The following is a 21964-nucleotide window of genomic DNA, read 5'->3' as shown; positions in this document are numbered from 1 at the left end:
GAAGTCTGGCAGCAGTGCCACTATCCGGCGTGACGGAACGGGCCGTCGGCGCGAAGGACTCCCGTAAGAGGTGAGATGCGGTTCGAGGACATCTACCGCGAGCACGTGACGCCCGTCTGGCGCTACGTGCGGCTGCGCGTGCCCTCGGACAGCGACGCGGAGGACGTGACCAGCCAGGTGTTCGAGAAGGCGCTGAGGTCGTGGTCGTCGTACGACACCGCGCGCGGCACGGTGGGTGGCTGGCTGGTCGGGATCGCGCGACACGCGGTCGCGGACTGGTGGCGCAAGCACGGCCGCGAGCTCCCGTTCGACAACCTCGGCGACCGGATCGAGGAATCTGCGGAGGACGATCCCGAAGGCGACGCCCTGCGGCGCCTCGGTGCCGACGACGTACGACGACGGCTCGGCGTGCTCACCGCGCGCGAGCGGGAAGCCGTGGCCCTGCGCTTCGGTGGCGAGCTCACCTCGGCCGAGGTGGCGGCCGTGCTCGGCGTCTCCCCGAGCGCGGCACGGATGCTCGTGCACCGCGCGATCGGCCGGCTGCGGGAGGTGATGAGCGATGAGTGAGGACCCGGAGCGCAGCGAGGCGCAGATCGACGACGTGCTGGCCGGCCGCGGCGGGACGGCGACCGACCCGACCGTCCTCTGGCTCGCGGCGACGGCCCGGCCGGCGGCGCCTCCTGCCCTCCTCGCGCGGATCCGAGAGCAGATGACGGTCACGTCGACGGCGGCGGCGACACTCAGCGACCGCCCAGGGCGGCTCCTCAGCACCGTCGCCGCGGTGCTCGCGCTCGCTTTCGTCGTCCACGGCGTCGGCGGGCTTGCGACCGGCGAGTGGATCGCCGACAACCTGGGCGAGCCCTACGCCCCGCACCCGTTCCGGGAGGGCGGCCTGGCGTTGATCGCGCTCGGTGTCTGCGCGGCCGCCGCCGCGGTGAGCCGGAGGTGGAGCACCGTCTCCGTGCTGACCTGCACCCCGATCGCGATCGGGTTCGGGCTGCACGGCTTCACCGAGATCGGCGTCTTCGCCGCCGGCTTCGCCCTGCACGCCATCGAGGGCGTCCTCGGCATCCTGCTCGCCCTCGCCTGGTGGTGGGACCGACGTGACGCCTCCCGCGCTCCTGACGAAGACGGGGCATGAGAATGGGAGTCCTCAACCGCATCCGGGTTCATCTGAAGGTCCTCCGCAAGGCGCGCCGCAACCGAGGCGACCTGCTGGGCTGGCTCGTACGGCGACCCCAGCTGCTCGTCGCGCAGGGCACCTACGAGTCGCTGCTGATCCTCATGGGGCGGATGCCCGCCGAGCTCAAGACGCTCGCCGTCGCGAAGGCCGCGATGGTCGTCAACTGCGAGTTCTGCCTCGACATCGGCGCCGAGATCGCCCGCACCGAGGGGATCCCCGACGAGAAGCTGCAGGCCCTCCTGACCTACGCCGACAGCCCGGTGCTCTCCGACGACGAGAAGCTGGTGGTCGAGTTCGCGGCGGCGGTCTCGGCCTCGCCCGCGCTCGTGTCCGACGACCTCCGCAGCCGGCTCGAGGCGCGCTTCGCCCGGTCGCAGATCGCCGAGCTCGCGGCGGAGGTCGCGTGGGAGAACCAGCGGGCCCGGCTCAACCAGGCCCTGGCCGTGCGCCCGTCGGGGTTCTCCGACGGTTCCTACTGCCTGGTCGCCGAGCCGGCCCGCAACTAGCCGTTCCGAGTGACGGACGCGCCGTCCGCCGGCAGCACCGCCACGTGGGTCGGCGCCGGGAGCTCGGCGTCGGCGAAGGCGGCGTCGACGGCCTCGCGCACGGTGTCCGCCAGCTCCTCCTCCACGAGCGCGATCGTGGAGCCGCCGAACCCACCGCCGGTCAGCCGCGCACCGAGGGCACCGGCGTCGACGGCGGTCGCGACGGCCAGGTCCAGTGCGGGGGTGGACGCCGCGAAGTCTCCCCGCAACGAGGCATGGGACGAGGTGAGGATGTTGCCGACGGCCGCCCAGTCACCGCCGGCGACGGCGCGGAGCACGTCCTCGACTCGAGCGCTCTCCGACAGCACGTGGCGGGCCCGCGCCCGCTGGACGTCGTCGTCGAGCCGGCTCAGGTCGTCCGGCCAGGCGAGGCCGATGCGCGGGAGTCCCAGTACGGCGGCGGCGGCATCGCACTCGGCGCGCCGGTCGGCGTAGCCGCTGTCCGTACCGGCGAGCTGGTGCGGTGTGCCGGTGTCCGTGACGAGGACGACGAGCCCGTCCTCGTGGAGCGGCAGCGGGACCTGACGGACGCTGGTGTCCGCGAAGTCGATCAGCAGCGCGTGGCCCGCGGTGCCGAGCAGCGACACCAGCTGGTCCATCCCACCCGTCGGCGCACCGACGTACTCGGTCTCGGCGCGACGGCACAGCTCAGCGAGCGGCAGCCGGCTGCCCGGGTCCAGCGGCTGGTCCGTCAGGGTGCCGACGGCGACCGCGACCGAGCACTCGAGCGCGGCCGAGCTCGACAACCCGGACCCGAGCGGGATCTCGCTGTCGACGACCAGGTCGAGCCCAGGGACCGGCCAGCCGTCCTCGCGCGCCGCCCAGAGCACGCCGGTGACGTACCGCACCCAGTCGGGGATCCCGTCGCGCCCGTCGAGCGTGAGATCGGCGAGGCGACCCGTCCACGGGTCGGGGAACGCGGTGGACCGGACACGGATCCGGTCGTCGCCGCGGACGCGCGCGGTCGTCGTCGTGACCAGCGGGACCGCGAACGGCAGGCACAACCCGCCGTTGTAGTCGGTGTGGTCGCCGATCAGGTTGACCCTGCCGGGTGCACGCGCAGTCACGGACCTCACCGACCCATCATCGCGGAGCGGGTCTGCGGCGGCCCCTCGCGCCCCGCCGCCGCGGCGCTTCCGGCTCCCGGCGGCGGTAGATTCGGGACGTGCGATTCCTCGACGACCGGGTGCCCTCCCACGACCTGACCTACGACGACGTGTTCATGGTCCCGCGGCGATCATCCGTGGGGAGCCGGTACGACGTCGACCTGGCGACCGACGACGGCACAGGGACCACGATCCCCATCGTGGTGGCCAACATGACCGCCATTGCCGGCAAACGGATGGCGGAGACCGTCGCCCGGCGCGGCGGCCTGGTCGTGATCCCGCAGGACATCCCGGCATCGGTGGTCTCCGACGTCGTCGCGTTCGTGAAGACCCGGCACCTGGTGCTCGACACCCCGATCCAGCTCCGCCCGGACCAGACGGTCGCCGAGGTGCTCTCGCTCATCCCCAAGCGGTCGCACCGCGCCGCCGTCGTGGTCGACGACCAGCACCGTCCGGTCGGGGTCGTGCTCGAGGACGACTGCGTCGAGGTCGACCGGTTCGCGCAGGCGCACCAGGTCATGCGTCCGGTCGAGGTGCTCGTGGACGAGGACACAGAGCCGCGCAAGGCCTTCGACGCGCTCGACGACGCCCGGGCGACGCTTGCGGTCGGCGTCGACAGGGACGGCCGGCTCGTGGGTGTGCTGACCCGCACCGGCGCGCTCCGGGCGACGCTCTACCGGCCCGCCGTCGACGACACCGGGTCGCTCCGCATAGCAGCCGCGGTCGGCGTCAACGGCGACGTCGGCGCCAAGGCGCGGGCCCTGCTCGACGCCGGCGTCGACTGCCTGGTCGTCGACACCGCGCACGGTCATCAGGACCGCATGGTCGAGGCGCTCCAGGCCGTCCGCGCCCTGGATCCGCCCGTGCCCGTCGTCGCCGGCAACGTCGTCGACGCCGACGGCACCCGCGCGCTGGTCGAAGCAGGCGCCGACATCGTCAAGGTCGGTGTGGGCCCGGGCGCCATGTGCACCACCCGGATGATGACCGGTGTCGGCCGGCCCCAGTTCTCGGCGGTGCTCGCGTGCGCCGAAGCAGCGCACGACCTCGGCGCGCACGTGTGGGCCGACGGGGGAGTGCGGCATCCCCGCGACGTGGCTCTGGCTCTCGCCGCGGGCGCGTCGTCGGTGATGATCGGCTCCTGGTTCGCCGGCACCCACGAGTCGCCGGGCGACCTGCTCGAGGACGCCCACGGACGGCCGTTCAAGGTGTCCTTCGGCATGGCGTCCGCGCGGGCCGTGGCCAGCCGCACGTCTTCGGAGTCGGCGTTCGACCGGGCACGCAAGGGCCTCTACGAGGAGGGCATCTCGTCGTCGCGGATGTACCTCGAGCCGACCCGGCCCGGGGTGGAGGACCTGCTCGACCAGATCTCCGCCGGTGTGCGCTCGGCGTGCACCTACGCCGGCGCGGCGACGCTGGCCGAGCTGCACGAGCGCGCGGTGGTGGGCGTGCAGTCCGCCGCCGGCTTCCACGAGGGCCGTCCGCTGCCCGCCGGCTGGTGACCGGGTGACCCGCCACCTGGTCGTCGCGGCGACCCGGGCCGAGGCGGCGTACGTGCCCTCCTCGCTGCCCGTCCTGGTCACCGGCATCGGCAAGACCGCGGCGGCGACAGCGGTGGCCCGCGCGCTCGCGTCGTACGACGACCTCAGCGGGCTCGAGGTCGTCAACGTCGGCACCGCCGGCGCTCTGCACGACCACCACGAGGGTCTGCACGAGCCCGGTGTCGTGCTCAACCACGACGTCAACGCCGATGCGATCCGGGCGCTCGGCTACGACCCGCAGGAGCGGCTGCGCTGCGGGCCGGGAGCGATGGTGCTGGCGACGGGCGACGTCTTCGTCACCGACCCGGTCGTCCGCGAGCGGTTGGCCGCCCAGGCCGACCTGGTCGACATGGAGGGGTACGCCGTCGCCTACGCGGCGCTGCAGTTCGACGTCCCGGTGCGTCTCGTGAAGCACGTCTCCGACCGGGCCGACGAGTCCGCGATGGACTGGCCGACGCTCGTCGACCGCAGCGCGAGGTCGTTGGGGGAGTGGCTCGCCCGGACGCTCTGACAGGATGGCGCCGTGGAGGCCATCGGTCGTTTCGTCGTCCTCGAACGGCTCGGTGTCGGTGCGCATGCCGCCGTCTATCGCGCCGAGGATCCTGTGCTGGAGCAGTTCGTCGCGCTCAAGGTGCTCTCCACCCAGGTCGCCTTCGACCCCGACGGCCGAGCCCGGTTCATCAAGGAAGCCCGGTTGATGCGCCGGATCGAGTCGCCACGGACCGCCAAGGTCCATGACGTGGCGCAGCTGCCCGACGGCAGGCCGTACCTCGTGCTGGAGCTCGCCGAGCGCGGCACCCTCGGTGACCGGGTCGACGACGTCGAGAAAGGGAGCGGGACGGTCACCGTGCCCGACGTCCGGGCGGTCGCCGTCGCCCTCGGCGACGCGCTCACCGCGATCCACGACCGCGGCGTGGTCCATCGCGACATCAAGCCGTCGAACATCCTGATCAGGCCGGCCGCGCCGGGCAACGCACCCGACGGCTTCCCGGGCGGGATGCTGCTGCGCGACGACGACTTCCTCGTTCTGGGGGACTTCGGTCTCGCCAAGGCGCTGGAGTCCACGCGCCTGGTGACGGCCGCGGTCGGCACGCCGGCGTACATGGCTCCCGAGCAGGCGGCGATCGGCGCGCCCCTCGACGGGCGGGCCGACATCTACGCCGCGTCGGCCGTCGTCGCCGAGCTGCTCGACCTCACCGCTGGACCGCGCGATCCCCGGGTGGCCGCGGTGCTGGAGCGAGGCATGGCGCGCGACCGCGACGCCCGGCAACCGGATGCCCGCACCTGGGCCCGTGAGCTCGTGACCGCACTCGACAGCAGCCTGGCGCCCGCCACCGTCGTCCGCGCAACGACGCCGGCGACGCCGACGGTGGAACCGCCGGCGGTCGCGCCGGTGCCGTGGCCCGGGACCGACCACCGACCGACGCCGGTCCCGGCGGCGCGCCACACCTGGTTCCCCGGCGGGCCGCTGCTCCTCGCGGTGCTCGTCGCAGCGGTCGTCGCGGTCGGCATCGCGGTCGTGGTGGCGCTCGACTACGCCGGCGGTGCTCGGTGACCGATCCGGAGCTCCTGCAGTCGGCCGCGGCCGGCGACGCGGCGGCGCGCGGCACGATCGTGACCGAGTACGGCGCCGCCGCGGCGGACGACCGGATCGCGATCCTCGACGGGCTCGCCGTCCACGGCGCGGGCGGTGCGGTGCCGGCGACCGAGCTGCTGCTCGAGCTGGTCCACCGCTACCGGGTCGCCCAGCCGGCGATCACCTCGCTCCTGGTCGATCCCGCCGACATCGAGGACGCCGCGCAGCTGACGCTCATCGCCGTCATGGAGAAGATCGACCAGTTCGAGGGACGGTCGCGGTTCCAGACGTGGGTGCGTGCCATCGCACGCAACGAGGCGCTCCAGGTCCTGCGGCGCAAGCAGCGCAAGAGCGAGCCGTCGGGTGACGACGTCCCGGAGCAGTGGGCGTTCGCCCGCCGCCTGAGCTCGGTCGTGGCCGACGAGGTGGCGGTGCGCCAGGCCCTCGACCGGGTGCCGGAGCCCTACCGAGAGGCGCTGGTCCTGCGGGAGTTCGACCAGCTGGGCTACGACGAGATCGCGGAGCGGCTCGGCGTGCCCGTCGGCACCGTCCGGTCGCGGATCGCGCGGGCGCGCGACCTGCTCGCGAAGCAGACCTGGCACTGGGGCTAGCGGCCTTCGGGGCGCCGGTTCGAGAAAAAGTTCCGGGAATCCGGGAACTGGGCGGGGGACTGGGCGCATCCCGTGGATGAGGCCGGCCGCAGCGGCGGGCCACGACCGAAGGAGATCCCATGCGTTCCATCCGAATCCTCGCCCTTGGTGCGGCGGCCGCCGCCGCTGGTGTCGCCGCGTTCTCGGCGAGCCCCGCGTCCGCCGCGAACATCAGTGGCAGCCACCTCGACGACTACCTCTACGGCACGTCGTACGCCGACACGATCTACGGTTTCGAGGGCCACGACTCGCTCTACGGCTACGCCGGCGCCGACGCCATCTACGGCGGGCCCGGCTACGACTACCTGACCGGCGCGGACGGCAGGGACACCCTGCGCGGCGGCGGCGACGGCGACTACATCGCGGGCGGCGCCCACGGCGACGTCCTGTACGGCAACGCCGGCCACGACACCCTGGTCCCGGGCTTCGGAACCGACGAGGTGCGGGCCGGCTACGGCGACGACGTCGTCTACGTCTACGGAGACGGCAACGCCGACCTCATCCAGTGCGGACCGGGCAACGACACCGTCTACTACGACACCACCGACCCCGGCGACGAGTTCTACGGCTGCAACAACTTCTACGCCATCTGAGATGGCAGGGGACGGGCCGACCGGACTAACCGCGGCCGCTGCTCGCGCGGCGGCCGCGGGTGACCCCGACGAAGTCCTGGTGCACCGGTCCGTCGTCCTCGACCCGCCACACCAGCCCGATCCGGGTGGGTGGCAGGTCGGCGACGGGCCGGTGCACCACGTCCTTGCGGCGGTAGAGGCGGGCCACGGCCATCGGCAGCACGACGACGCCGGTCCCCGCGGCCGCGACCTCGACCGCCTCCTTGGCGGTCATCGGCGGGAAGGCGAGCTGGGCGACCGTCGGCCGCCACCCGGACCGCTCCGGGAGCACGAGCTGCTCGTCCGTCAGGTCGTCGGTCGTCACCTCGTCCGCAGCGGCCACGAAGTGGTCGGCCGCCACGACCACCACCGGTTCCTCCTCGTAGAGCGTCACGCAGTGCAGAGCTGTAGGCCGCTCCCGATCGACGGGGAGCCGGGCCAGCGCCATGTCCGCAGTCCCGTCGTCGAGTACGGCCCGCTGCTCCGCCTCTTCGACGGGGAGCAGCTCGAGCCGGATGTCGGGGTGCCGCTCGCGCCACACCCGCGCCCACTTGTCGGGGGTCACGCCAGGGACGAAGGCGATGCGGAGCCGGTGCACAACGCCAGATTATTGGGGAACATCGGGGAAACCCTGTTTGCTGCGCCGTGGGCCGTGTTTAGGCTGCGGCATCGGAAGGAGGCGATCGCCGTGGCAGCCTACGGTCCCGTCGTCCTGCTCAACGCCTCCTACGAGCCGCACGACGTCGTCTCCTTCCCGCACGCGGTGCGCATGCTCTTCCGCGGCGTCGCGGTGGTGCACGAGGCGGAGGAGGACCGGACGATCGGCCCGCACCCGTGGCCGAAGGTGCTGCGCCTGGTCCGGTACGTCGTCGCGTCCTGGATGTACCGGCCGGCGGCCTACGGGCGGGAGGCGGTCCTGCGGCGAGACCAGCACCGCTGCGCCTACTGCGGTGCCCACGCGAACACGATCGACCACCTGGTGCCGCGATCACGCGGCGGCACCTGGACCTGGCTCAACACGGTCGCGGCCTGTGGTCGGTGCAACAGCCGGAAGGGCAACCGCACCCCGCCGGAGGCCGGCATGCGCCTGCGGTTCGACCCGTGGGTGCCGACCCGGATCGAGGTCACCGCCTGGGGTCACCGGCGATGACGACCACCCAGCCCGAGACGACCGAGCAGACCCTCCTGGCGGCGGTCGACGCCAGCTGCGCGGTCCAGCTGGCCAGGAACGTCGCGGCGGAGGCGCTCTCGCGCGAGCTCGACCGCTGGCTCGATCCTTCGGTGCCGCCGGGCGCACAGGACGGCCTGGTCCTCGCGCGGCTCGTCACCCACGAGGTCAGGTGGGTCGGGAAGCACTTCCTGCCGGCCGACCGGCTCGACCGCCTCGCCGCCGTCCGCGACCGGCACCACGGCCGCGACCCCTACCTGGACGCGTTCCTCGCGTGCATCCTCGACAAGCACGAGGGACGGTTCTGGAACCGCACCTACTTGTCGCTGCCGGTGCTGGAGGTCGTCCTGGCAGAGCACCAGCTGATGCCGTCGGGCCTGGCCGCGCTGCTGGCGGCCGACATCATCCGTTACGAGCTGTGCGCGGCGCACCGCCGTACCGAGGTGTCGGACCTGGGGCGGCCCGATCCGCGGACGCTGCGAACCCGACTGCGCCACTCCTTGAGGTTCATGGCGTCGCACCTGGGCAGTGAGGACTCCGAGGGACTGCTCGCGGCCATCGCGCGGGAGCCCGAGGCGGACCTCCCGGCGCTCCTGCTGGAGCTGCCGACCCCACCGATCGCGGGGGAGTGGCTCGAGCTGACCGTCCAACCCACCTCGACGGTCCACGACGAGTACTTCTTCATGCGGGTCCTGCAGGCTCACGAAATGTCGTTCGCCGGCATGAACTGGCGCACGCGGGACGCCGTCGCCGCGATCCGGGCCCACGACTTCGACACGGCCATCAGGCTGCTGGACCAGGTCGTCGCGTTCATGGACCGCAACGCTTCCCTGTTCCGGATCGTCGCCACGATGCGCTACGAGGCGTTCCACACCTTCCGCGAGTCCACCGACGGTGCGAGCGCCATCCAGTCCGAGCAGTACAAGCGGTTCGAGGGGTTGTGCGGCCTGCCGCCCGCGGACCGGCTGGCGTCGCCGGCGTTCGAGAGCGTGCCCGACGTCCTCGCGGAGGTCAGCGGCGGCCAGGACTCGATGACCGACGCCTACCGCGATGCGTGCGCGACCGGACGGCACTCCGCGGAGCTGGCGACCATCGCCGGGCTGCTGCGCACGCTCGAGGACAGTCACCGCCGATGGAAGTCGACCCACGTCACGCTGGCGTCCCGGATGCTCGGCGAGGCCCGCGGGTCGGGGCACACGACCGGCGTCGGGTACCTCAGCGGGTGGCTGGACCACCGGCTGTTCTGGCAGCTGCCGGACATCGGTGTGACCGACGTACGGCGCCGCGCGGCCGGCTGAGGTGCCCCACCCCTAGCCCGTGTGATCTCGGTCGCCGAATCGGGGGTCGCTGAGCGGTAACGGGAACACGTTCTCGTGAGCGGCGCCACAACGGCGGCTCGCTCGAGTTGTCTTTCGCGACGCGACTTTGGCTCACTGGTGCGCCGTGCTTGCAAAAGCAAGCATTCGCAAACCAGAGGAAGCGTTGTGAGCAAGTCCACCGTCCGCCGGGTCCGTCAGGCCGTCACCGCGCCGGCACTGATCGGTGCGATCGCGTGCTCCGGACTCCTGCCGGACGCGACCGCTACCGGCCCGTCGCCGGCGCCGGCCCGGCTGGTCACCGCCGCTGCGGTTCCCACCCAGCCGGTCCGGATCGTCCCCGGCCTCGTCGTCCGGCCCGAGCCGGACGCCCACGTGCTGCCGCTGCAGGGCTACCGCCTGACCGCCACCTTCGGTGACGCCGGCTCGCTCTGGTCCAGCGACCACACCGGCCTGGACTTCGCCGCGCCGGAGGGGACGCCCCTGGTGGCCGTTGGCGCCGGCGTCGTGTCCGAGGTCGGCTACGACGGCTCCTACGGCAACAAGACCGTCGTCACCCTCGAGGACGGCACTGAGCTCTGGTACTGCCACCAGTCCAGCCAGGCCGTCGCCGTCGGCGAGCGGGTGGCCGCCGGGGACGTCATCGGCGCCCTCGGGTCGACCGGCAACTCCACCGGCCCGCACCTCCACCTCGAGGTGCGCGTCGACGGAGAGCCGATCGACCCCGAGGCCGCGCTCGCCGACTGGGGCGTCCGCCCCTGAGTCAGGCCTGGGCCAGCAGCCCGAACTGGATGTTGCCGGTCTCGTCGACGCCGGCGTCGAGCACCTTGTCGTCGAGCTGCTGGGCCGCGACGGGGTCGAGGTAGACCCGGGCGCCGTCCTGCTCGACGAGGTGGTCTCCCGCCACCGGTTCGTCCGCGGCGGTCACGGCGAGCTGAGCCTCAGGGGTGCTGGTGATGCGCAGACCCGCGTCGTCGGGAGTCTCCGGGTGGTCGGTGTAGCGCTTCACGATGCTGCATGCGTTCTCGGTCAGGGTGAGCATGAAATGCTTTCTGAGTTGAGTGCAGGGCAACCTCCACCGTTGCAGGCCGATCCGGATGGTTCAAGTGGGGCCCTGGGGCGCCCTCCCGATGCGGGCTCGAGGGTCTTCCTTTGCTAATGTCTCCCCGCACTCGTCCGGGTGGCGGAATTGGCAGACGCGCTAGCTTGAGGTGCTAGTGCCCGTATTAGGGCGTGGGGGTTCAAGTCCCCCCTCGGACACAGATCGGCCCCGATCTCTGCACGTCAGAGCTCGGGGCCGGCGGCGTCAGAGGTCCTGCTCGTAGGCCCACATGATCGGCCCGTCCTCGCCCTCGTTGCGGCGGAAGCCGGCGGCTTCGTAGGCGCGCTGGGCGAGGCGGTCGTCCTCGCTGGTGATCAGGTACGCGTAGTCGGCGCCCGCCTCCCGGGAGGTGTCGAGCACCGCGGTCAGCAGCTCGCGGCCGAAGCCCTGCCCACGCCGAGCGGGTACGACGTACAGCTCGGCCAGGTAGGCCTCCAGCGCCTCGCCCCACAGCGACGGCTGCAGACGTACGACGGCGACCCCGACCGGGCCGCCCGACTCGTCCCGGCCGAGCAGCACCGTCGCGTTGCCGTCGGCGATCCGCCTGCGCAGGATCTCGGCCAGCACCTCGGGCTCGGGGGACGGCTCGTCGTACTCCTCGTTGAAGTCGCGCATCAGCACGCTGACGGCGGCCAGGGCATCTTCGTCGTCCGATGTCACTGTCTCGACCACGGGTCGAAGGTACCGACCCTCGGGTAGGTGCGAGGATGGCGCGATGGAAGGGATGGACGAGGTCGTCGAGATCTGCCGCGACCTGATCCGCATCGACACGACGAACTACGGGTCGGACGACGGGCCAGGGGAGCGCAAGGCGGCCGAGCACGTCGCCGGCCTGCTCGAGGAGGTCGGCATCGAGACCCGGCTCTACGAGAGCACACCGGGCCGGGCCTCCGTGTTCGCGCGGTGGGGAGGAGACGGCTCCCGGTCCGACGCGCTGCTCCTGCACGGCCACCTCGACGTGGTACCGGCCGCGGCAGAGGACTGGCAGGTCCACCCGTTCAGCGGTGAGGTGCAGGACGGCTACGTCTGGGGTCGCGGCGCCGTCGACATGAAGGACTTCGACGCGATGCTGCTCGCGGTCGTCCGCGAGCGCCAGCGCGCTGGCCGGATCCCCACCCGGCCGATCGTCATGTGCTTCACCGCCGACGAGGAGGCTGGTGGCCACCTCGGCGCCGAGGTGATGGTGCGCGACCATCGCGAGGAGTTCGAGGGCTGCACCGAGGCCGTCGGGGAGGTCGGGGGGTGGAGCACGACCGTCCGCGGCCGTCGGCTCTACCTCATCGAGGCCGCCGAGAAGGGCATGGCGTGGATGCGGCTCACCGCCCGCGGCCGGGCCGGTCACGGCTCGATGATCAACCCCGACAACGCCGTCACCCGGATCGCGACCGCGGTGGCCCGGATCGGCGCCCACGAGTGGCCGGTCCGGCTGACCCCGACGATGCGGACCCTGCTGGCCACGGTCGGCGAACTCGCCGGCACTGAAGCCACCCCGGAGAACGCGCGCGACCTGGTCGAGGAGTTCGGCGGGGCCACCCGGATGCTCGGCGCGGTGCTGAGCAACACGACCAACCCGACCATGCTCGGGGCGGGCTACAAGGTGAACGTGATCCCGACCGAGGCCACCGCCCACGTCGACGGCCGCACCCTGCCCGGCTACGAGGACGAGTTCTTCCGGACCCTCGCCGAGCTGTGCGGCGACGACATCAGCATCGACTACGTATCGAACCAGCCACCCTGGGAGACGCCGTACGACGGCGCGCTGGTCGACGCCATGACCCGGTCCCTGGTCGCGGAGGACCCCGATGCGCTGGTCGCGCCGTACCTGATGAGTGGCGGCACCGACGCGAAGCACTTCCTCGGCCTCGGCATGCGCACGTACGGCTTCACGCCGCTGCGGCTGCCCGAGGACCTGGACTTCACCGCGCTGTTCCACGGGGTGGATGAGCGGGTCCCGGTCGACGCGCTGAAGTTCGGAGCGCGGGTGATGGACCGCTTCCTCGACCAGGTCTGAGCGAGGGCCTCACGCCGTGCGCACGGCGCGGATGATCTTGCGCCGCAGGACCACCCGCCGGGTGCCGTCGGGCGTCATCCGGACCCGGACCAGCTCCCAGCCGCCCTTCTCGGCGCGGTCGACGAGCAGCCGGGTGACCACGTTGCGGGAGTACTCCGGCGTGAACGTGACCTTCTCGAACTGCCACTCGACCGCGCCGCTGCTCATCAGGCCGGCTCCGAGACGTCGTCGAGTGCACCCCGGATCTCGGGCGGAAGCTCCTTGTCCTCGACACCGAGGGCACCCTTCAGCTGCGCGGCGGTGCGGGCGCCGACGATCGGCGCAGCGACGCCGGGCCGGTCGCGGACCCAGGCCAGGGCAACCTCCAGCGGGGTCCAGTCGAGGCCGTCGGCCGCGCGGATCACCGCCTCGATGATGCCGCGGCTGCGTTCGTCGAGGTAGCGCTCGACGAACGAGGCGAACACGGGCGAGGCGGCGCGCGAGTCACCCGGGACACCGGTGCGGTACTTGCCGGTCAACACGCCGCGACCCAGCGGCGACCACGGCAGGATGCCGAGCCCCAGCGCGGCGCTCGCGGGCACCACCTCCCGCTCGATGTCGCGGTTGACGAGGGAGTACTCGACCTGGGTGGACACGATCGGAGCCCGGCCGGGCGCGGCGCGCTGCCAGGTCGCGGCCTGGGCAGTCTGCCAGCCCGTGTAGTTGGAGATGCCGACGTAGGTGGCCCGGCCGGACGACACCGCCTGGTCGAGCGCGGTCAGCGTCTCGTCGAGCGGCACCTCGTCGGTCCAGATGTGCACCTGCCAGAGGTCGACGTGGTCGGTGCCGAGCCGCTCGAGCGACGTGTCGAGCCCGCCGAGCAGCGCCCGCCGCGAGGTGTCCGTCGAGCGCTCCCCGCCGCGCCGCCAGATGCCGGCCTTGGTCGCGAGCACCACCTCCTCGCGTCGTACGACGTCGCCGATGAGGGTGCCGAGCAGCTCCTCGGACCGGCCGTCGGTGTAGCCCGCAGCGGTGTCGACCAGGGTCCCGCCGGCCTCGCAGAACGCGACCAGCTGGTCGCGGGCCTCGTGCTCGTCGGTGTCCTTGCCCCAGGTCATCGTGCCAAGACCCAGCCGCGACACCCGGAGACCACTGCTGCCGACGTACCGCTGCTGCATGGGGGCCAAGGTAGTCCCTCGCCCCACCAGGGCGGATGATGGCTCGCCCAGCGGCGTCCGTAGGATCCGTCACCGTGGAGGACTTCCTGCAAGCCCTGTTCCTCGGCACCCTGCAGGGCCTGACGGAGTTCCTGCCGATCTCGAGCAGCGCTCACCTGCGGATCTTCCCCGAGCTCTTCGGGTGGGGTGACCCCGGCGCCGCCTTCACCGCGGTCATCCAGATCGGGACCGAGCTCGCAGTGCTGGTCTACTTCCGCCACGACATCTGGCAGATCGCCAAGACCTGGACGCTGTCGCTCTTCAAGCCCGAGTACCGCGGCCATCTCGACGCCCGCATGGGGTGGTTCGTCATCATCGGCTCGCTGCCGATCGTCGTGCTCGGCATCTTCCTCAAGGAGACGATCGAGTCCAACTTCCGCAACCTGTGGCTGATCGCCGTGATGCTGATCGTCATGGGCCTGGTGCTCGGCCTCGCCGACAAGCTCGGCGGCAACGAGAAGCGGGTCAAGCAGATGACCATCCGCGACTCGGTCCTCATGGGCGCCGCGCAGGCGGCCGCCCTCATCCCCGGGGTCTCGCGCTCGGGGGCGACCCTCTCGATGGGCCGGTGCCTCGGCTACGAGCGGGCGGCCGTCACCCGGTTCGCGTTCCTGCTCGCGATCCCGGCGGTGGTGGGCGCCGGCATCTTCCAGCTGAACGAGATTCCGAACGGCGACAACATGTACGGCTGGGGACCGACGATCTTCGCCACCGTCGTGTCCTTCGTCGTGGGGTACGCCGCGATCGCCTGGCTGCTGCGCTACGTCAGCCACCACACCCTCGCGCCGTTCGTCGTCTACCGGGTGCTCCTCGGGGCGGGCGTGCTCGCCCTTCTGGCAGCGGGTGTGCTCAGTGCCTGATCCGGCCTGACGGCTACATCCAGCCGGACTTCTTGAACCACGCCCACAGCGCCACCGAGCTGCCGACCATCAGGAACAGCGCCCACAGGTAGCCGAGCTGCCAGCGCAGCTCGGGCATGTGGTCGAAGTTCATGCCGTAGACCCCGGCGATCAGCGTTGGCAGCAGCAGGAGCGCGGCGCCGGCGGAGATCTTGCGCATGTCGTTGTTCTGCTGCACCTGGATCCCGGCCACGTGTGCCTCGAACGCGCTCGACAGCAGCGAGTCGAGGGTCTCGATCGACTCCGCGGCGACGGCGAGGTGGTCTCCGACGTCGCGGAAGAACGGGCCTGCCTCGACCGGTATCCCGGGGACCGCTCCCACGGTGAACCGTCGCATCGGCTCCCGGAGCGGCAGCACCGCGCGCCGTACCTCTGCGAGCTCGCGCTTGAGGGTGTAGATCCGCGCGGAGTCGTTGGTCCGCTTCTCCGAGAAGACCGACTCCTCGACCTGGTCGACGTCGATCTGGAGCTCTTCGAGCACCTCGAGGTAGGCGTCCACCACGGTGTCGCACACGGCGTAGACGACCGCCGAGGGACCGTGGCTGAGCACGGCCTGGCGGGCCTCGAGCTCGTGCCGGGCCTGCTTCAGCTCGGAGCCGTGGCCGTGGCGGACGGTGATCACGAAGTCCTCCCCGATGAAGAGGTTGATCTCGCCGGTCTCGACGGCATCGTCCTCGTCGACGTACCAGAGGGTCTTGATGGTCATGAACAGGTTGCCCTCGTAGAGCTCGAGCTTCGGTCGCTGGTGGGCGTGCACGGCGTCCTCGACCGCGAGCGGGTGCAGGCCGAAGGCGGTCGCGATGTCGTCCAGCTCGTGCTCGTCCGGCTCGAAGAGACCCACCCAGACGAAGTCGTGCTCGCCGCCCTCGGCGGCGGCCCGGAGCGCGTCGTAGTCGTGGACGTTGCAGTCGACGGGCAGGCGCTCGCCCTGCCGGTAGACAGCGCTGTCGACGATCACGGGGCAACGGTAGTGGCTACGCTCGCTGCCGTGGCCACGGTTCTCCTGGTGCGGCACGGACGCACCACCGCCAACACGTCGGGCGTGCTCGCGGGTCGACTCGCGGGAGTGCGGCTCGACGAGACCGGCGAGCAGCAGGCGCGGACCGCGGCCGAGCGGATCGCCGTGGTGCCGGTCGTGGCGCTGGTGACCAGCCCGCAGGAGCGGTGCCGGCAGACGGCGAAGGCGATCGCCTCAGCACGCCAGGACAGTCCCAGGCCAGTCACCGAGCGCGGGCTGGCGGAGTGCGACTACGGCGAGTGGCAGGGTCGCAAGATCCGGGAGCTCGCGAAGGAGAAGCTCTGGGCGACGGTCCAGCGCAACCCGTCGGCAGCGACGTTTCCCGGCGGTGAGTCGATGGTCGCGATGCGGCACCGCGCCGTCGAGGCGGTACGACGCCACGACGCCGCCGTGGAGGCCGAGCACGGGCCGGGCGCGGTGTGGGTCGCGGTGAGCCACGGCGACATCATCAAGGCCGTGCTCGCCGACGCGCTGGGGATGCACCTCGACCTGTTCCAGCGGATCAACGTCGACCCCGCCTCGGTCTCGATCGTGCAGTACACGCCGGACCGGCCCTACGTGCTGGCCTCCAACACCCACGCCGGCGACCTGGCCTGGCTGGCGCGACCGGCCGGCAAGCGGACCCGCAAGACCGGGGCGACGCTCGGAGGCGGCGCCGGCCCGGACCCAGTCACCGAGGGCTCCTAGCACCCCCTCGTAGGCTGGGATCCATGCCACCGATCGTCCACGGATTCGACCCGCCGGAGCGCTTCGTCGCCGGCACCGTCGGCGAGCCGGGCGCGCGCACGTTCTTCCTCCAGGCGCGGGACGGCGCCCGCGTGGTCAGCGTCGCGCTGGAGAAGCAGCAGGTCGCGGCGCTCGCGGAGCGGGTCGACGAGCTGCTCGACGAGGTGATGAACGAGGCGCGCACCACGGCGGTGATCCCTGCCGTCGCGCCGGTCGGCCTCGCCGACGAGGACCCGCTGGACCTGCCGATCGCCGAGGAGTTCCGCGCGGGCACGATGACGCTGTCGTGGGACCCGCAGGCGGAGCGGGTCGTGATCGAGGTCTTCCCGGTCGGCGAGGAGCTGGTCGGCCTCGCCGACGCCGACGACGTCGAGGAGATCCTGCTCGACGAGACCGAGCCGACCGAGGTGTTCGTCGTGCGGATCGACGCCGGCCACGCGCGCGCGTTCGTCCAGCGGGCCGAGCGGGTGCTGGGAGCCGGCCGCCCCGACTGTCCGTTCTGCGGGCATCCGATCGATCCCGACGGGCATCTCTGCGTGCGGGCCAACGGCTTCAAGCGCCGTCCCGAGCAGGAGTAGCAGGCAGTGACTGACGCTGCTTACAGTCGACCGCACCTGCGCGGACGGATCATGCCGGCGTCGAACGCGACGTTCCTCGCCGAGCTCGACGGCCGGGAGGTCGTCTACAAGCCGATCGCCGGCGAACGGCCCCTGTGGGATTTCCCCGAGGGCACTCTCGCCGGCCGCGAGGTGGCCGCCTACCTGGTGAGCGAGGCGCTCGGCTGGGACGTGGTGCCGCGCACCTGGTGCGGCGAGGGTCCGCACGGGCCGGGCATGCTCCAGGACTGGCAGACCGTCGATCCGGAGCAGGACGCGGTGACCCTGGTGCGGTCGGGGGAGGTGCCGGACGGCTGGTTCGCCGTCTTCGACGGGGTCGACGACCGGGATCGCGACGTCACCCTCGTCCACGAGGACACCCCCGCGCTCCGGCGGATGGCGGTGTTCGACGTCCTCGTCAACAACGCCGACCGAAAGGGCGGTCACGTGCTCCCGATGCCGGACGGACACCGGTACGGCGTCGACCACGGCGTCACGTTCCACCACGAGCCCAAGCTCCGCACCGTGCTCTGGGGGTGGGCGGGGAGCCCGCTCACCGACGAGGAGCGGGTCGGCGTGGGCGCCGTGCTCGCCGCCGTGCGGGGGGACCTGGGGGAGCAGCTCCGCGAGCACCTCACCGAGCTCGAGATCCGGGCCCTCGCCCAGCGCTCGGAGCGACTGCTCGCGCGGGGCGAGCTCCCGGGCCCGCACCACGGGTGGCCCGCCATCCCCTGGCCACCGTTCTGAGGCCGTGACGCCGGCGGATAGCATCGCCGCATGCGCGCCTGGACCGCTCCCGAGGTGCCGACCCTGTCCGAGGTCGGGCCTCCCGTGGCGATCCACGACACCGCCAGTGGAGGTCGCGTCACCACCGTGCCCGACGGCGCGGCGACGCTCTACGTCTGCGGGATCACGCCGTACGACGCGACGCACCTCGGTCACGCCAACACCTACATCGCGTTCGACCTCCTCAACCGGGCCTGGCAGGCGGCCGGCCACCAGGTCAGCTACGTGCAGAACGTCACCGACGTCGACGACCCCCTGCTCGAGCGCGCGGCCAAGGTCGGCGTCGACTGGGTCGAGCTGGCCGAGCGGGAGACGGAGCTGTTCCGGCAGGACATGCAGGCGCTGCGGGTGCTGCCGCCGGACGCGTACGTCGGAGCGGTCGAGTCGATCCCGCTCGCGGTCGCGCTCATCGAGCGGCTGCAGGCTGCCGGCGCGATCTACCGGGTCGAGGACGACCTCTACTACTCCGTGACCGCCGATCCCGCGTTCGGGGACGAGTCGGGCTACGACCGCGAGACCATGCTGAAGCTCTTCGGCGAGCGCGGCGGCGATCCCGAGCGCGAGGGCAAGAAGGACCCCCTCGACTGTGTCGTCTGGCGCGGCGAGCGGCCGGGCGAGCCCTCCTGGGACAGCCCGTTCGGCCGCGGCCGCCCGGGGTGGCACATCGAGTGCGCGGCGATCGCCCTCGAGCACCTCGGGACCACGGTCGACGTGCAGGCGGGCGGTACCGACCTGGTCTTCCCGCACCACGAGATGTGCGCGGGTCACGCGCAGGTCGCGACCGGAGCGCCGTTCGCCCGCGCCTACGTGCACGCAGGCATGGTCGGCTACGACGGCGAGAAGATGTCGAAGTCCCGCGGCAACCTGGTCTTCGTCTCGGCACTCCGCAACAGCGACATCGACCCGATGGCGATCCGGCTCGCGCTGCTGCGCCACCACTACCGCGAGGACTGGGAGTGGACCGACGACGTGTTGTGGGTCGCCGTCGACGACCTCGCCCGGTGGCGCCGGGCGGTCGCCCTCGGTGCGGGCGCGCCGGCCGGGCCGGTCGTGACCGAGGTGCTGTCCGCGCTGGCCGACGACCTCGACGCCCCGCGCGCGACCGCGGCGATCGACGCCTGGGTGGCAGCGACGCTCGGCACCGACGGCCTGGCCGACACCAGCGACCCCGACGCAGCGGCGACGCTGCTGCCCGTGCTGGACGCGGCGCTCGGCCTGTCGCTCTGAAGGCTCACACCTTGGAGTCGCCATGCTCCAGAAGACTCTTGAGCCGCTGCTCGTCGCGTCGCGAGTCCCTGGCCAAGAGCCGGGAGAGGACGGGCTTCAGCAGCGAGAGCGGCCCTCGAACCCGAAACTCCATCCGACTGATGAGCACCGTTGCCCCGGAGCGACTGGCCTCGGTCCGGTAGGACGCAGTGCCCGAGATCCACCCGGACGGAATCTCGAACCTCACGTACCGGTCAGGCTCGAACGCCACGAAACGGTTCCGTGAGGCGAATCGTCGCCCTGCGAACGTCCGGACGAACTCGTGCTCGCTCCCGACTCCGAGCGGGCCGTCAGTGAGTCGCCGAACCTCGTGAAGGTCGGTCTGCCACCGCGGCGCGTTGGTCTGGTCGGCGACGAAGGCGAACACCTCCCGCGCCGGTCGCGCGATCTCGACACTCGTCTCCAGCTCGATCATGTGAGCGTCCTGGTCACCGCTGGGGCTCGCACCAGGCCCTCGATGATCATCGACAGACCGAGCGCAATGGTCGCGACGGCGTAGACCCCGACCGCGACGGGCAGTGCCGGCGTGAGCTGGAGCGGCGCCATCGCAACCATCCAGGCTCCGAGGGCGAGCGGCGTGTACCGCCGCCAGCTCGACCAGACCCCTGACCGTAGTGCCGTCGTTCCGGCCATGATCAGGCCAACCGCGGTGAGCAGCGTGCCGACACCGAAGCAGGACAACACGGCGATGGCGATCGGGTCGTCGAGAGCGGCGTCGTGCGCGACCAGCGAGATCGCGTGGGCGACCACGAAGAGCAAGGAGCCCGCCACGGCGAGCCGCCCGCCGACCTGGCCCGCCTTGGAGGGCGCCGCACCGCTGCGCGCGAACGCCACCAGGCCGACCACGATCATCGCCTGCGTAGCGCCCCACACGAGCGACGTGGTGATGGCGGTCGCGTCCGCCCACGGGTAGGAGAGCTGCTCATCGGAGACCGGCGACGCGCCGCGGTAAGCCGTGGTGATGAGCGCGCCGTCGCCCTGCACGGCCCCGGCGATGATGATGAGCAGGCCTGGGCCAAGAGTGCTTCGCATGTCGTCGACGCTAGGAAGACCAGCCCCGGGTGCACATGAGGGGGACCACTCAACTGGGCACTCAACTGGGCACTCAACTGGGCACTCAACACGGGGGACGGGTCGGCTTCGCGCGCTCTACGGTGGGCGCGTGCAGGACGCACTCCTCGAGACGCTCGACCGGGCTCGCGCGCAGTACGCCGCGGGCGCGGTGGCCGACGCCGTGCACAGCTGCGTGACGGTGGTCGAGGGATGCACCGACGACACCGACCCGTCACTGGTGGCGGCCGCGGCGACGTTGGTGCGGCGGCCGGTCGACCCGCTGCTGCGCGCGCGGGTGCACGCGCTCGCCAGCGAGGCGCTCGCCCTGTTGCGCCGCGCCGGACCGACCGGGGAGCAGGCGGCCGTGCGGGTGGAGGCCCAGGTCGAGGCGACCCGCGACGTCTTCCGCGAGGACCCTGCGGTCGAGATCGAGGAGCGGGCCGACGCCGAGGTCGAGTTCGTCGACATCCAGGCGCGTGTCGCAGCGCTCCAGGACCCGCTGCGCGCCGACGACCGTCTGGCGCTGGCCCGCCGCGCGGTCGCGACCGGCCTCGCCGTGGGCGACCGGGAGATGCAGGCGTGGGGCCGGCTGTGGTCGATGGACGTCCACGCCGGCAACGGGCGGCGGGCGGAGCTGCTCGGAGACCTGTCCGCGCTGACCGTCCTCGCCGAGCAGCTGGGTCCCGCCTGGCAGTCGCGGGTGCTGCTGGTGCGGGCCTCGCAGGCGCTGCTGGACGGCCGGTTCGACGACGCCCTACGCCTCGCTGAGCAAGCCGCCGCGATCGGTGGGCCGCACAGCGATGCGGAGTTCCTCCAGCTGTCGTTCGCGTTCGAGGCCGCGCGCCACCAGGGCACCGTCAAACCGCTGCTCGAAGCGGTACGGCTGCAGGTCGAGCACCTGCCGTTCGTCGCGCGCTTGTGGCTGTGCGTAGCGCTCATGAGTGCCGGACTGCGCGCGGAGGCCGCTGACGAGTGGCGTGCCCTTGCGCCCTACGTGATCGCTGTGCCCGTCGAGGCACCGGAATTCCTGATGGTGCTCGCCGAGGCCGCGGACGTCTGCGCCTGGCTGGCCGACGACACCCATGCGGCGTCGCTGTACGAGAACCTGCTGCCCTACGAGCGGCAGCACGTCATCCCCCACGCCCACGCGCCGTACCAAGGTCCCGTCGGCCTGGCTCTGGGTCGCCTGGCGCGGGTGCTCGGGGACCTCACCGCGGCAGGCGAGCATCTGCGGTCGGCGCTGGCGGCTGCCGAGGAGCTCCACGCCCTGCCGGCCAAGGCCTACCTGCTCGCCGAGCTCGCAGCCGTCGAGCCGGTCCGCTCACGCGCTCGCCGCGAGCACGCCGACGCCGCGCTCGAGGTGGCACGACGGCTCGGCATGGCGCCCCTGGTCGACCAGGTCGAGGCGCTGCTCGGGCCACGCGAGGGCGACCCCCTGCTCACCCCGAGGGAGTCCGACGTGACGGCTCTGGTGGCCGAGGGGCTGACCAACGCCGCGATCGCGCGGCGGCTCACCTTGTCGGAACGAACTGTCGAGAACCACGTGAGCCGGATCCTGCTCAAGCTCGGCCTGACCTCGCGCACCGCCCTGGCCGTCTGGCACGAGAGGCGCTGATCA

The 21964-nt window shown here is 72.0% G+C and carries 27 protein-coding genes and 1 tRNA gene; 19 read left to right on the top strand and 9 right to left on the bottom strand.

Features of this window, described 5'->3' with window-relative positions:
* Window positions 1-75 precede the first annotated feature (75 nt).
* Genes SHK19_RS11640 through SHK19_RS11630 form a run of 3 tightly spaced genes read left to right on the top strand, consistent with a single transcriptional unit; the run spans window position 76 to window position 1689 of the window.
* Window positions 76-567, top strand: coding sequence for an RNA polymerase sigma factor (locus SHK19_RS11640; RefSeq protein ID WP_322936308.1), 492 nt, complete (start codon window positions 76-78; stop codon window positions 565-567).
* Complete coding sequence (locus SHK19_RS11635) at window positions 560-1141, top strand: hypothetical protein (RefSeq protein ID WP_322455126.1); 582 nt, start codon at window positions 560-562, stop codon at window positions 1139-1141. The genes SHK19_RS11640 and SHK19_RS11635 overlap by 8 nt, the downstream gene beginning before the upstream one ends.
* Window positions 1138-1689, top strand: a complete 552-nt coding sequence (locus tag SHK19_RS11630; RefSeq protein WP_322455125.1) for a carboxymuconolactone decarboxylase family protein — start codon at window positions 1138-1140, stop codon at window positions 1687-1689. The genes SHK19_RS11635 and SHK19_RS11630 overlap by 4 nt, the downstream gene beginning before the upstream one ends.
* On the opposite strand, the gene galK is transcribed toward SHK19_RS11630, so the two are convergent.
* Entirely contained in the window at window positions 1686-2795 is a 1110-nt protein-coding gene (galK, locus tag SHK19_RS11625; protein WP_322936307.1) for a galactokinase, read from the bottom strand. The two genes, SHK19_RS11630 and galK, sit on opposite strands and share 4 nt — an antisense overlap.
* Window positions 2796-2893: 98 nt before the next feature.
* Here galK and SHK19_RS11620 point away from each other — a divergent pair, with 98 nt between their 5' ends.
* The 5 genes from SHK19_RS11620 (at window position 2894) to SHK19_RS11600 (ending at window position 7191) form a co-directional block, all read left to right on the top strand.
* Window positions 2894-4333, top strand: coding sequence for a GuaB1 family IMP dehydrogenase-related protein (locus tag SHK19_RS11620; protein WP_322936306.1), 1440 nt, complete (start codon window positions 2894-2896; stop codon window positions 4331-4333).
* A gap of 4 nt (window positions 4334-4337) precedes the next feature.
* A complete protein-coding gene (locus SHK19_RS11615) occupies window positions 4338-4883 on the top strand; it encodes a nucleosidase (RefSeq protein ID WP_322455122.1) in 546 nt (181 codons plus the stop codon).
* A 12-nt stretch (window positions 4884-4895) separates the two neighbouring features.
* Window positions 4896-5927 (top strand): serine/threonine-protein kinase, encoded by a 1032-nt coding sequence (locus SHK19_RS11610; protein WP_322936305.1) that lies wholly within the window; start codon window positions 4896-4898, stop codon window positions 5925-5927.
* Entirely contained in the window at window positions 5924-6559 is a 636-nt protein-coding gene (locus SHK19_RS11605) for a sigma-70 family RNA polymerase sigma factor (RefSeq protein ID WP_322936304.1), read from the top strand. The genes SHK19_RS11610 and SHK19_RS11605 overlap by 4 nt, the downstream gene beginning before the upstream one ends.
* Window positions 6560-6678: 119 nt before the next feature.
* Window positions 6679-7191: a calcium-binding protein gene (locus SHK19_RS11600; RefSeq protein WP_322455119.1), complete on the top strand. Its 513-nt coding sequence runs from the start codon at window positions 6679-6681 to the stop codon at window positions 7189-7191.
* Between the two features lie 25 nt (window positions 7192-7216).
* On the opposite strand, the gene SHK19_RS11595 is transcribed toward SHK19_RS11600, so the two are convergent.
* Window positions 7217-7807 (bottom strand): LysR family transcriptional regulator substrate-binding protein, encoded by a 591-nt coding sequence (locus SHK19_RS11595; protein ID WP_322455118.1) that lies wholly within the window; start codon window positions 7805-7807, stop codon window positions 7217-7219.
* Window positions 7808-7897: 90 nt separating this feature from the next.
* Between SHK19_RS11595 and SHK19_RS11590 the strand changes: the two genes are divergently transcribed.
* The 3 genes from SHK19_RS11590 (at window position 7898) to SHK19_RS11580 (ending at window position 10455) form a co-directional block, all read left to right on the top strand.
* Window positions 7898-8359, top strand: coding sequence for an HNH endonuclease (locus SHK19_RS11590; protein WP_322455117.1), 462 nt, complete (start codon window positions 7898-7900; stop codon window positions 8357-8359).
* A complete protein-coding gene (locus SHK19_RS11585; protein WP_322936303.1) occupies window positions 8356-9675 on the top strand; it encodes a tryptophan 2,3-dioxygenase in 1320 nt (439 codons plus the stop codon). The genes SHK19_RS11590 and SHK19_RS11585 overlap by 4 nt, the downstream gene beginning before the upstream one ends.
* A 186-nt stretch (window positions 9676-9861) precedes the next feature.
* A complete protein-coding gene (locus SHK19_RS11580) occupies window positions 9862-10455 on the top strand; it encodes a M23 family metallopeptidase (RefSeq protein WP_322455115.1) in 594 nt (197 codons plus the stop codon).
* Between the two features lies 1 nt (window position 10456).
* Here the strand turns inward: SHK19_RS11580 and SHK19_RS11575 are convergent, their stop codons facing one another.
* A complete protein-coding gene (locus SHK19_RS11575; RefSeq protein WP_322455114.1) occupies window positions 10457-10735 on the bottom strand; it encodes a Fe-S cluster assembly protein HesB in 279 nt (92 codons plus the stop codon).
* Window positions 10736-10867: 132 nt separating this feature from the next.
* Here SHK19_RS11575 and SHK19_RS11570 point away from each other — a divergent pair.
* Window positions 10868-10953, top strand: a tRNA-Leu gene (locus SHK19_RS11570).
* A gap of 46 nt (window positions 10954-10999) precedes the next feature.
* On the opposite strand, the gene SHK19_RS11565 is transcribed toward SHK19_RS11570, so the two are convergent.
* Window positions 11000-11467, bottom strand: a complete 468-nt coding sequence (locus tag SHK19_RS11565) for a GNAT family N-acetyltransferase (protein ID WP_322455113.1) — start codon at window positions 11465-11467, stop codon at window positions 11000-11002.
* 43 nt (window positions 11468-11510) lie between these two features.
* On the opposite strand from SHK19_RS11565, the gene SHK19_RS11560 reads away from it, so the two are divergent.
* Window positions 11511-12806: a M20/M25/M40 family metallo-hydrolase gene (locus SHK19_RS11560; RefSeq protein ID WP_322455112.1), complete on the top strand. Its 1296-nt coding sequence runs from the start codon at window positions 11511-11513 to the stop codon at window positions 12804-12806.
* Between the two features lie 9 nt (window positions 12807-12815).
* On the opposite strand, the gene SHK19_RS11555 is transcribed toward SHK19_RS11560, so the two are convergent.
* Together SHK19_RS11555 and SHK19_RS11550 are read right to left on the bottom strand one after the other, a co-directional pair.
* Window positions 12816-13013 carry a DUF5703 family protein gene (locus SHK19_RS11555; protein ID WP_322455111.1) on the bottom strand — a complete coding sequence of 66 codons (198 nt, stop codon included), beginning with the start codon at window positions 13011-13013 and terminating at the stop codon, window positions 12816-12818.
* A complete protein-coding gene (locus SHK19_RS11550) occupies window positions 13013-13963 on the bottom strand; it encodes an aldo/keto reductase (RefSeq protein WP_322455110.1) in 951 nt (316 codons plus the stop codon). Before SHK19_RS11550 ends, SHK19_RS11555 begins: the two co-directional genes overlap by 1 nt.
* Before the next feature lie 74 nt (window positions 13964-14037).
* On the opposite strand from SHK19_RS11550, the gene SHK19_RS11545 reads away from it, so the two are divergent.
* Window positions 14038-14862: an undecaprenyl-diphosphate phosphatase gene (locus SHK19_RS11545; protein WP_322936302.1), complete on the top strand. Its 825-nt coding sequence runs from the start codon at window positions 14038-14040 to the stop codon at window positions 14860-14862.
* 13 nt (window positions 14863-14875) lie between these two features.
* Here SHK19_RS11545 and corA read toward each other — a convergent pair whose 3' ends face one another.
* A complete protein-coding gene (gene corA, locus SHK19_RS11540; protein ID WP_322455108.1) occupies window positions 14876-15859 on the bottom strand; it encodes a magnesium/cobalt transporter CorA in 984 nt (327 codons plus the stop codon).
* A gap of 30 nt (window positions 15860-15889) precedes the next feature.
* On the opposite strand from corA, the gene SHK19_RS11535 reads away from it, so the two are divergent.
* The 4 genes from SHK19_RS11535 to mshC are packed head-to-tail and all read left to right on the top strand — an operon-like array spanning window position 15890 to window position 19254.
* Window positions 15890-16606 (top strand): histidine phosphatase family protein, encoded by a 717-nt coding sequence (locus SHK19_RS11535; RefSeq protein WP_322936301.1) that lies wholly within the window; start codon window positions 15890-15892, stop codon window positions 16604-16606.
* A 23-nt stretch (window positions 16607-16629) separates the two neighbouring features.
* Window positions 16630-17223, top strand: a complete 594-nt coding sequence (locus SHK19_RS11530; protein WP_322455106.1) for a DUF3090 domain-containing protein — start codon at window positions 16630-16632, stop codon at window positions 17221-17223.
* Between the two features lie 6 nt (window positions 17224-17229).
* Entirely contained in the window at window positions 17230-17988 is a 759-nt protein-coding gene (locus SHK19_RS11525) for an SCO1664 family protein (protein WP_322455105.1), read from the top strand.
* A gap of 30 nt (window positions 17989-18018) precedes the next feature.
* Window positions 18019-19254 (top strand): cysteine--1-D-myo-inosityl 2-amino-2-deoxy-alpha-D-glucopyranoside ligase, encoded by a 1236-nt coding sequence (gene mshC / locus SHK19_RS11520; protein WP_322455104.1) that lies wholly within the window; start codon window positions 18019-18021, stop codon window positions 19252-19254.
* 4 nt (window positions 19255-19258) lie between these two features.
* Here mshC and SHK19_RS11515 read toward each other — a convergent pair whose 3' ends face one another.
* Together SHK19_RS11515 and SHK19_RS11510 are read right to left on the bottom strand one after the other, a co-directional pair.
* Entirely contained in the window at window positions 19259-19660 is a 402-nt protein-coding gene (locus SHK19_RS11515; RefSeq protein WP_322455103.1) for an SRPBCC family protein, read from the bottom strand.
* A 44-nt stretch (window positions 19661-19704) separates the two neighbouring features.
* Window positions 19705-20325 (bottom strand): hypothetical protein, encoded by a 621-nt coding sequence (locus SHK19_RS11510; protein WP_322936300.1) that lies wholly within the window; start codon window positions 20323-20325, stop codon window positions 19705-19707.
* Between the two features lie 130 nt (window positions 20326-20455).
* On the opposite strand from SHK19_RS11510, the gene SHK19_RS11505 reads away from it, so the two are divergent.
* Window positions 20456-21961, top strand: a complete 1506-nt coding sequence (locus SHK19_RS11505; protein WP_322455101.1) for a LuxR C-terminal-related transcriptional regulator — start codon at window positions 20456-20458, stop codon at window positions 21959-21961.
* Window positions 21962-21964 lie beyond the last annotated feature (3 nt).

The sequence above is a fragment of the Nocardioides bizhenqiangii genome, from assembly GCF_034661235.1.
Taxonomy (GTDB): Bacteria; Actinomycetota; Actinomycetes; order Propionibacteriales; family Nocardioidaceae; genus Nocardioides; species Nocardioides bizhenqiangii.
This window is presented reverse-complemented; position numbering and strand designations above follow the sequence as displayed.

Excerpts from the sequence above, each read along its gene's own strand:
- SHK19_RS11550 (WP_322455110.1), bottom strand. The coding sequence starts at position 13,963 with ATGCAGCAGCGGTACGTCGGCAGCAGTGGTCTCCGGGTGTCGCGGCTG.
- SHK19_RS11640 (WP_322936308.1), top strand. The coding sequence starts at position 76 with ATGCGGTTCGAGGACATCTACCGCGAGCACGTGACGCCCGTCTGGCGC.
- mshC (WP_322455104.1), top strand. The coding sequence starts at position 18,019 with ATGCGCGCCTGGACCGCTCCCGAGGTGCCGACCCTGTCCGAGGTCGGG.
- SHK19_RS11630 (WP_322455125.1), top strand. The coding sequence starts at position 1,138 with ATGAGAATGGGAGTCCTCAACCGCATCCGGGTTCATCTGAAGGTCCTC.
- SHK19_RS11560 (WP_322455112.1), top strand. The coding sequence starts at position 11,511 with ATGGAAGGGATGGACGAGGTCGTCGAGATCTGCCGCGACCTGATCCGC.
- SHK19_RS11510 (WP_322936300.1), bottom strand. The coding sequence starts at position 20,325 with ATGCGAAGCACTCTTGGCCCAGGCCTGCTCATCATCATCGCCGGGGCC.
- SHK19_RS11635 (WP_322455126.1), top strand. The coding sequence starts at position 560 with ATGAGTGAGGACCCGGAGCGCAGCGAGGCGCAGATCGACGACGTGCTG.
- SHK19_RS11530 (WP_322455106.1), top strand. The coding sequence starts at position 16,630 with ATGCCACCGATCGTCCACGGATTCGACCCGCCGGAGCGCTTCGTCGCC.
- SHK19_RS11575 (WP_322455114.1), bottom strand. The coding sequence starts at position 10,735 with ATGCTCACCCTGACCGAGAACGCATGCAGCATCGTGAAGCGCTACACC.
- SHK19_RS11555 (WP_322455111.1), bottom strand. The coding sequence starts at position 13,013 with ATGAGCAGCGGCGCGGTCGAGTGGCAGTTCGAGAAGGTCACGTTCACG.
- SHK19_RS11600 (WP_322455119.1), top strand. The coding sequence starts at position 6,679 with ATGCGTTCCATCCGAATCCTCGCCCTTGGTGCGGCGGCCGCCGCCGCT.
- SHK19_RS11585 (WP_322936303.1), top strand. The coding sequence starts at position 8,356 with ATGACGACCACCCAGCCCGAGACGACCGAGCAGACCCTCCTGGCGGCG.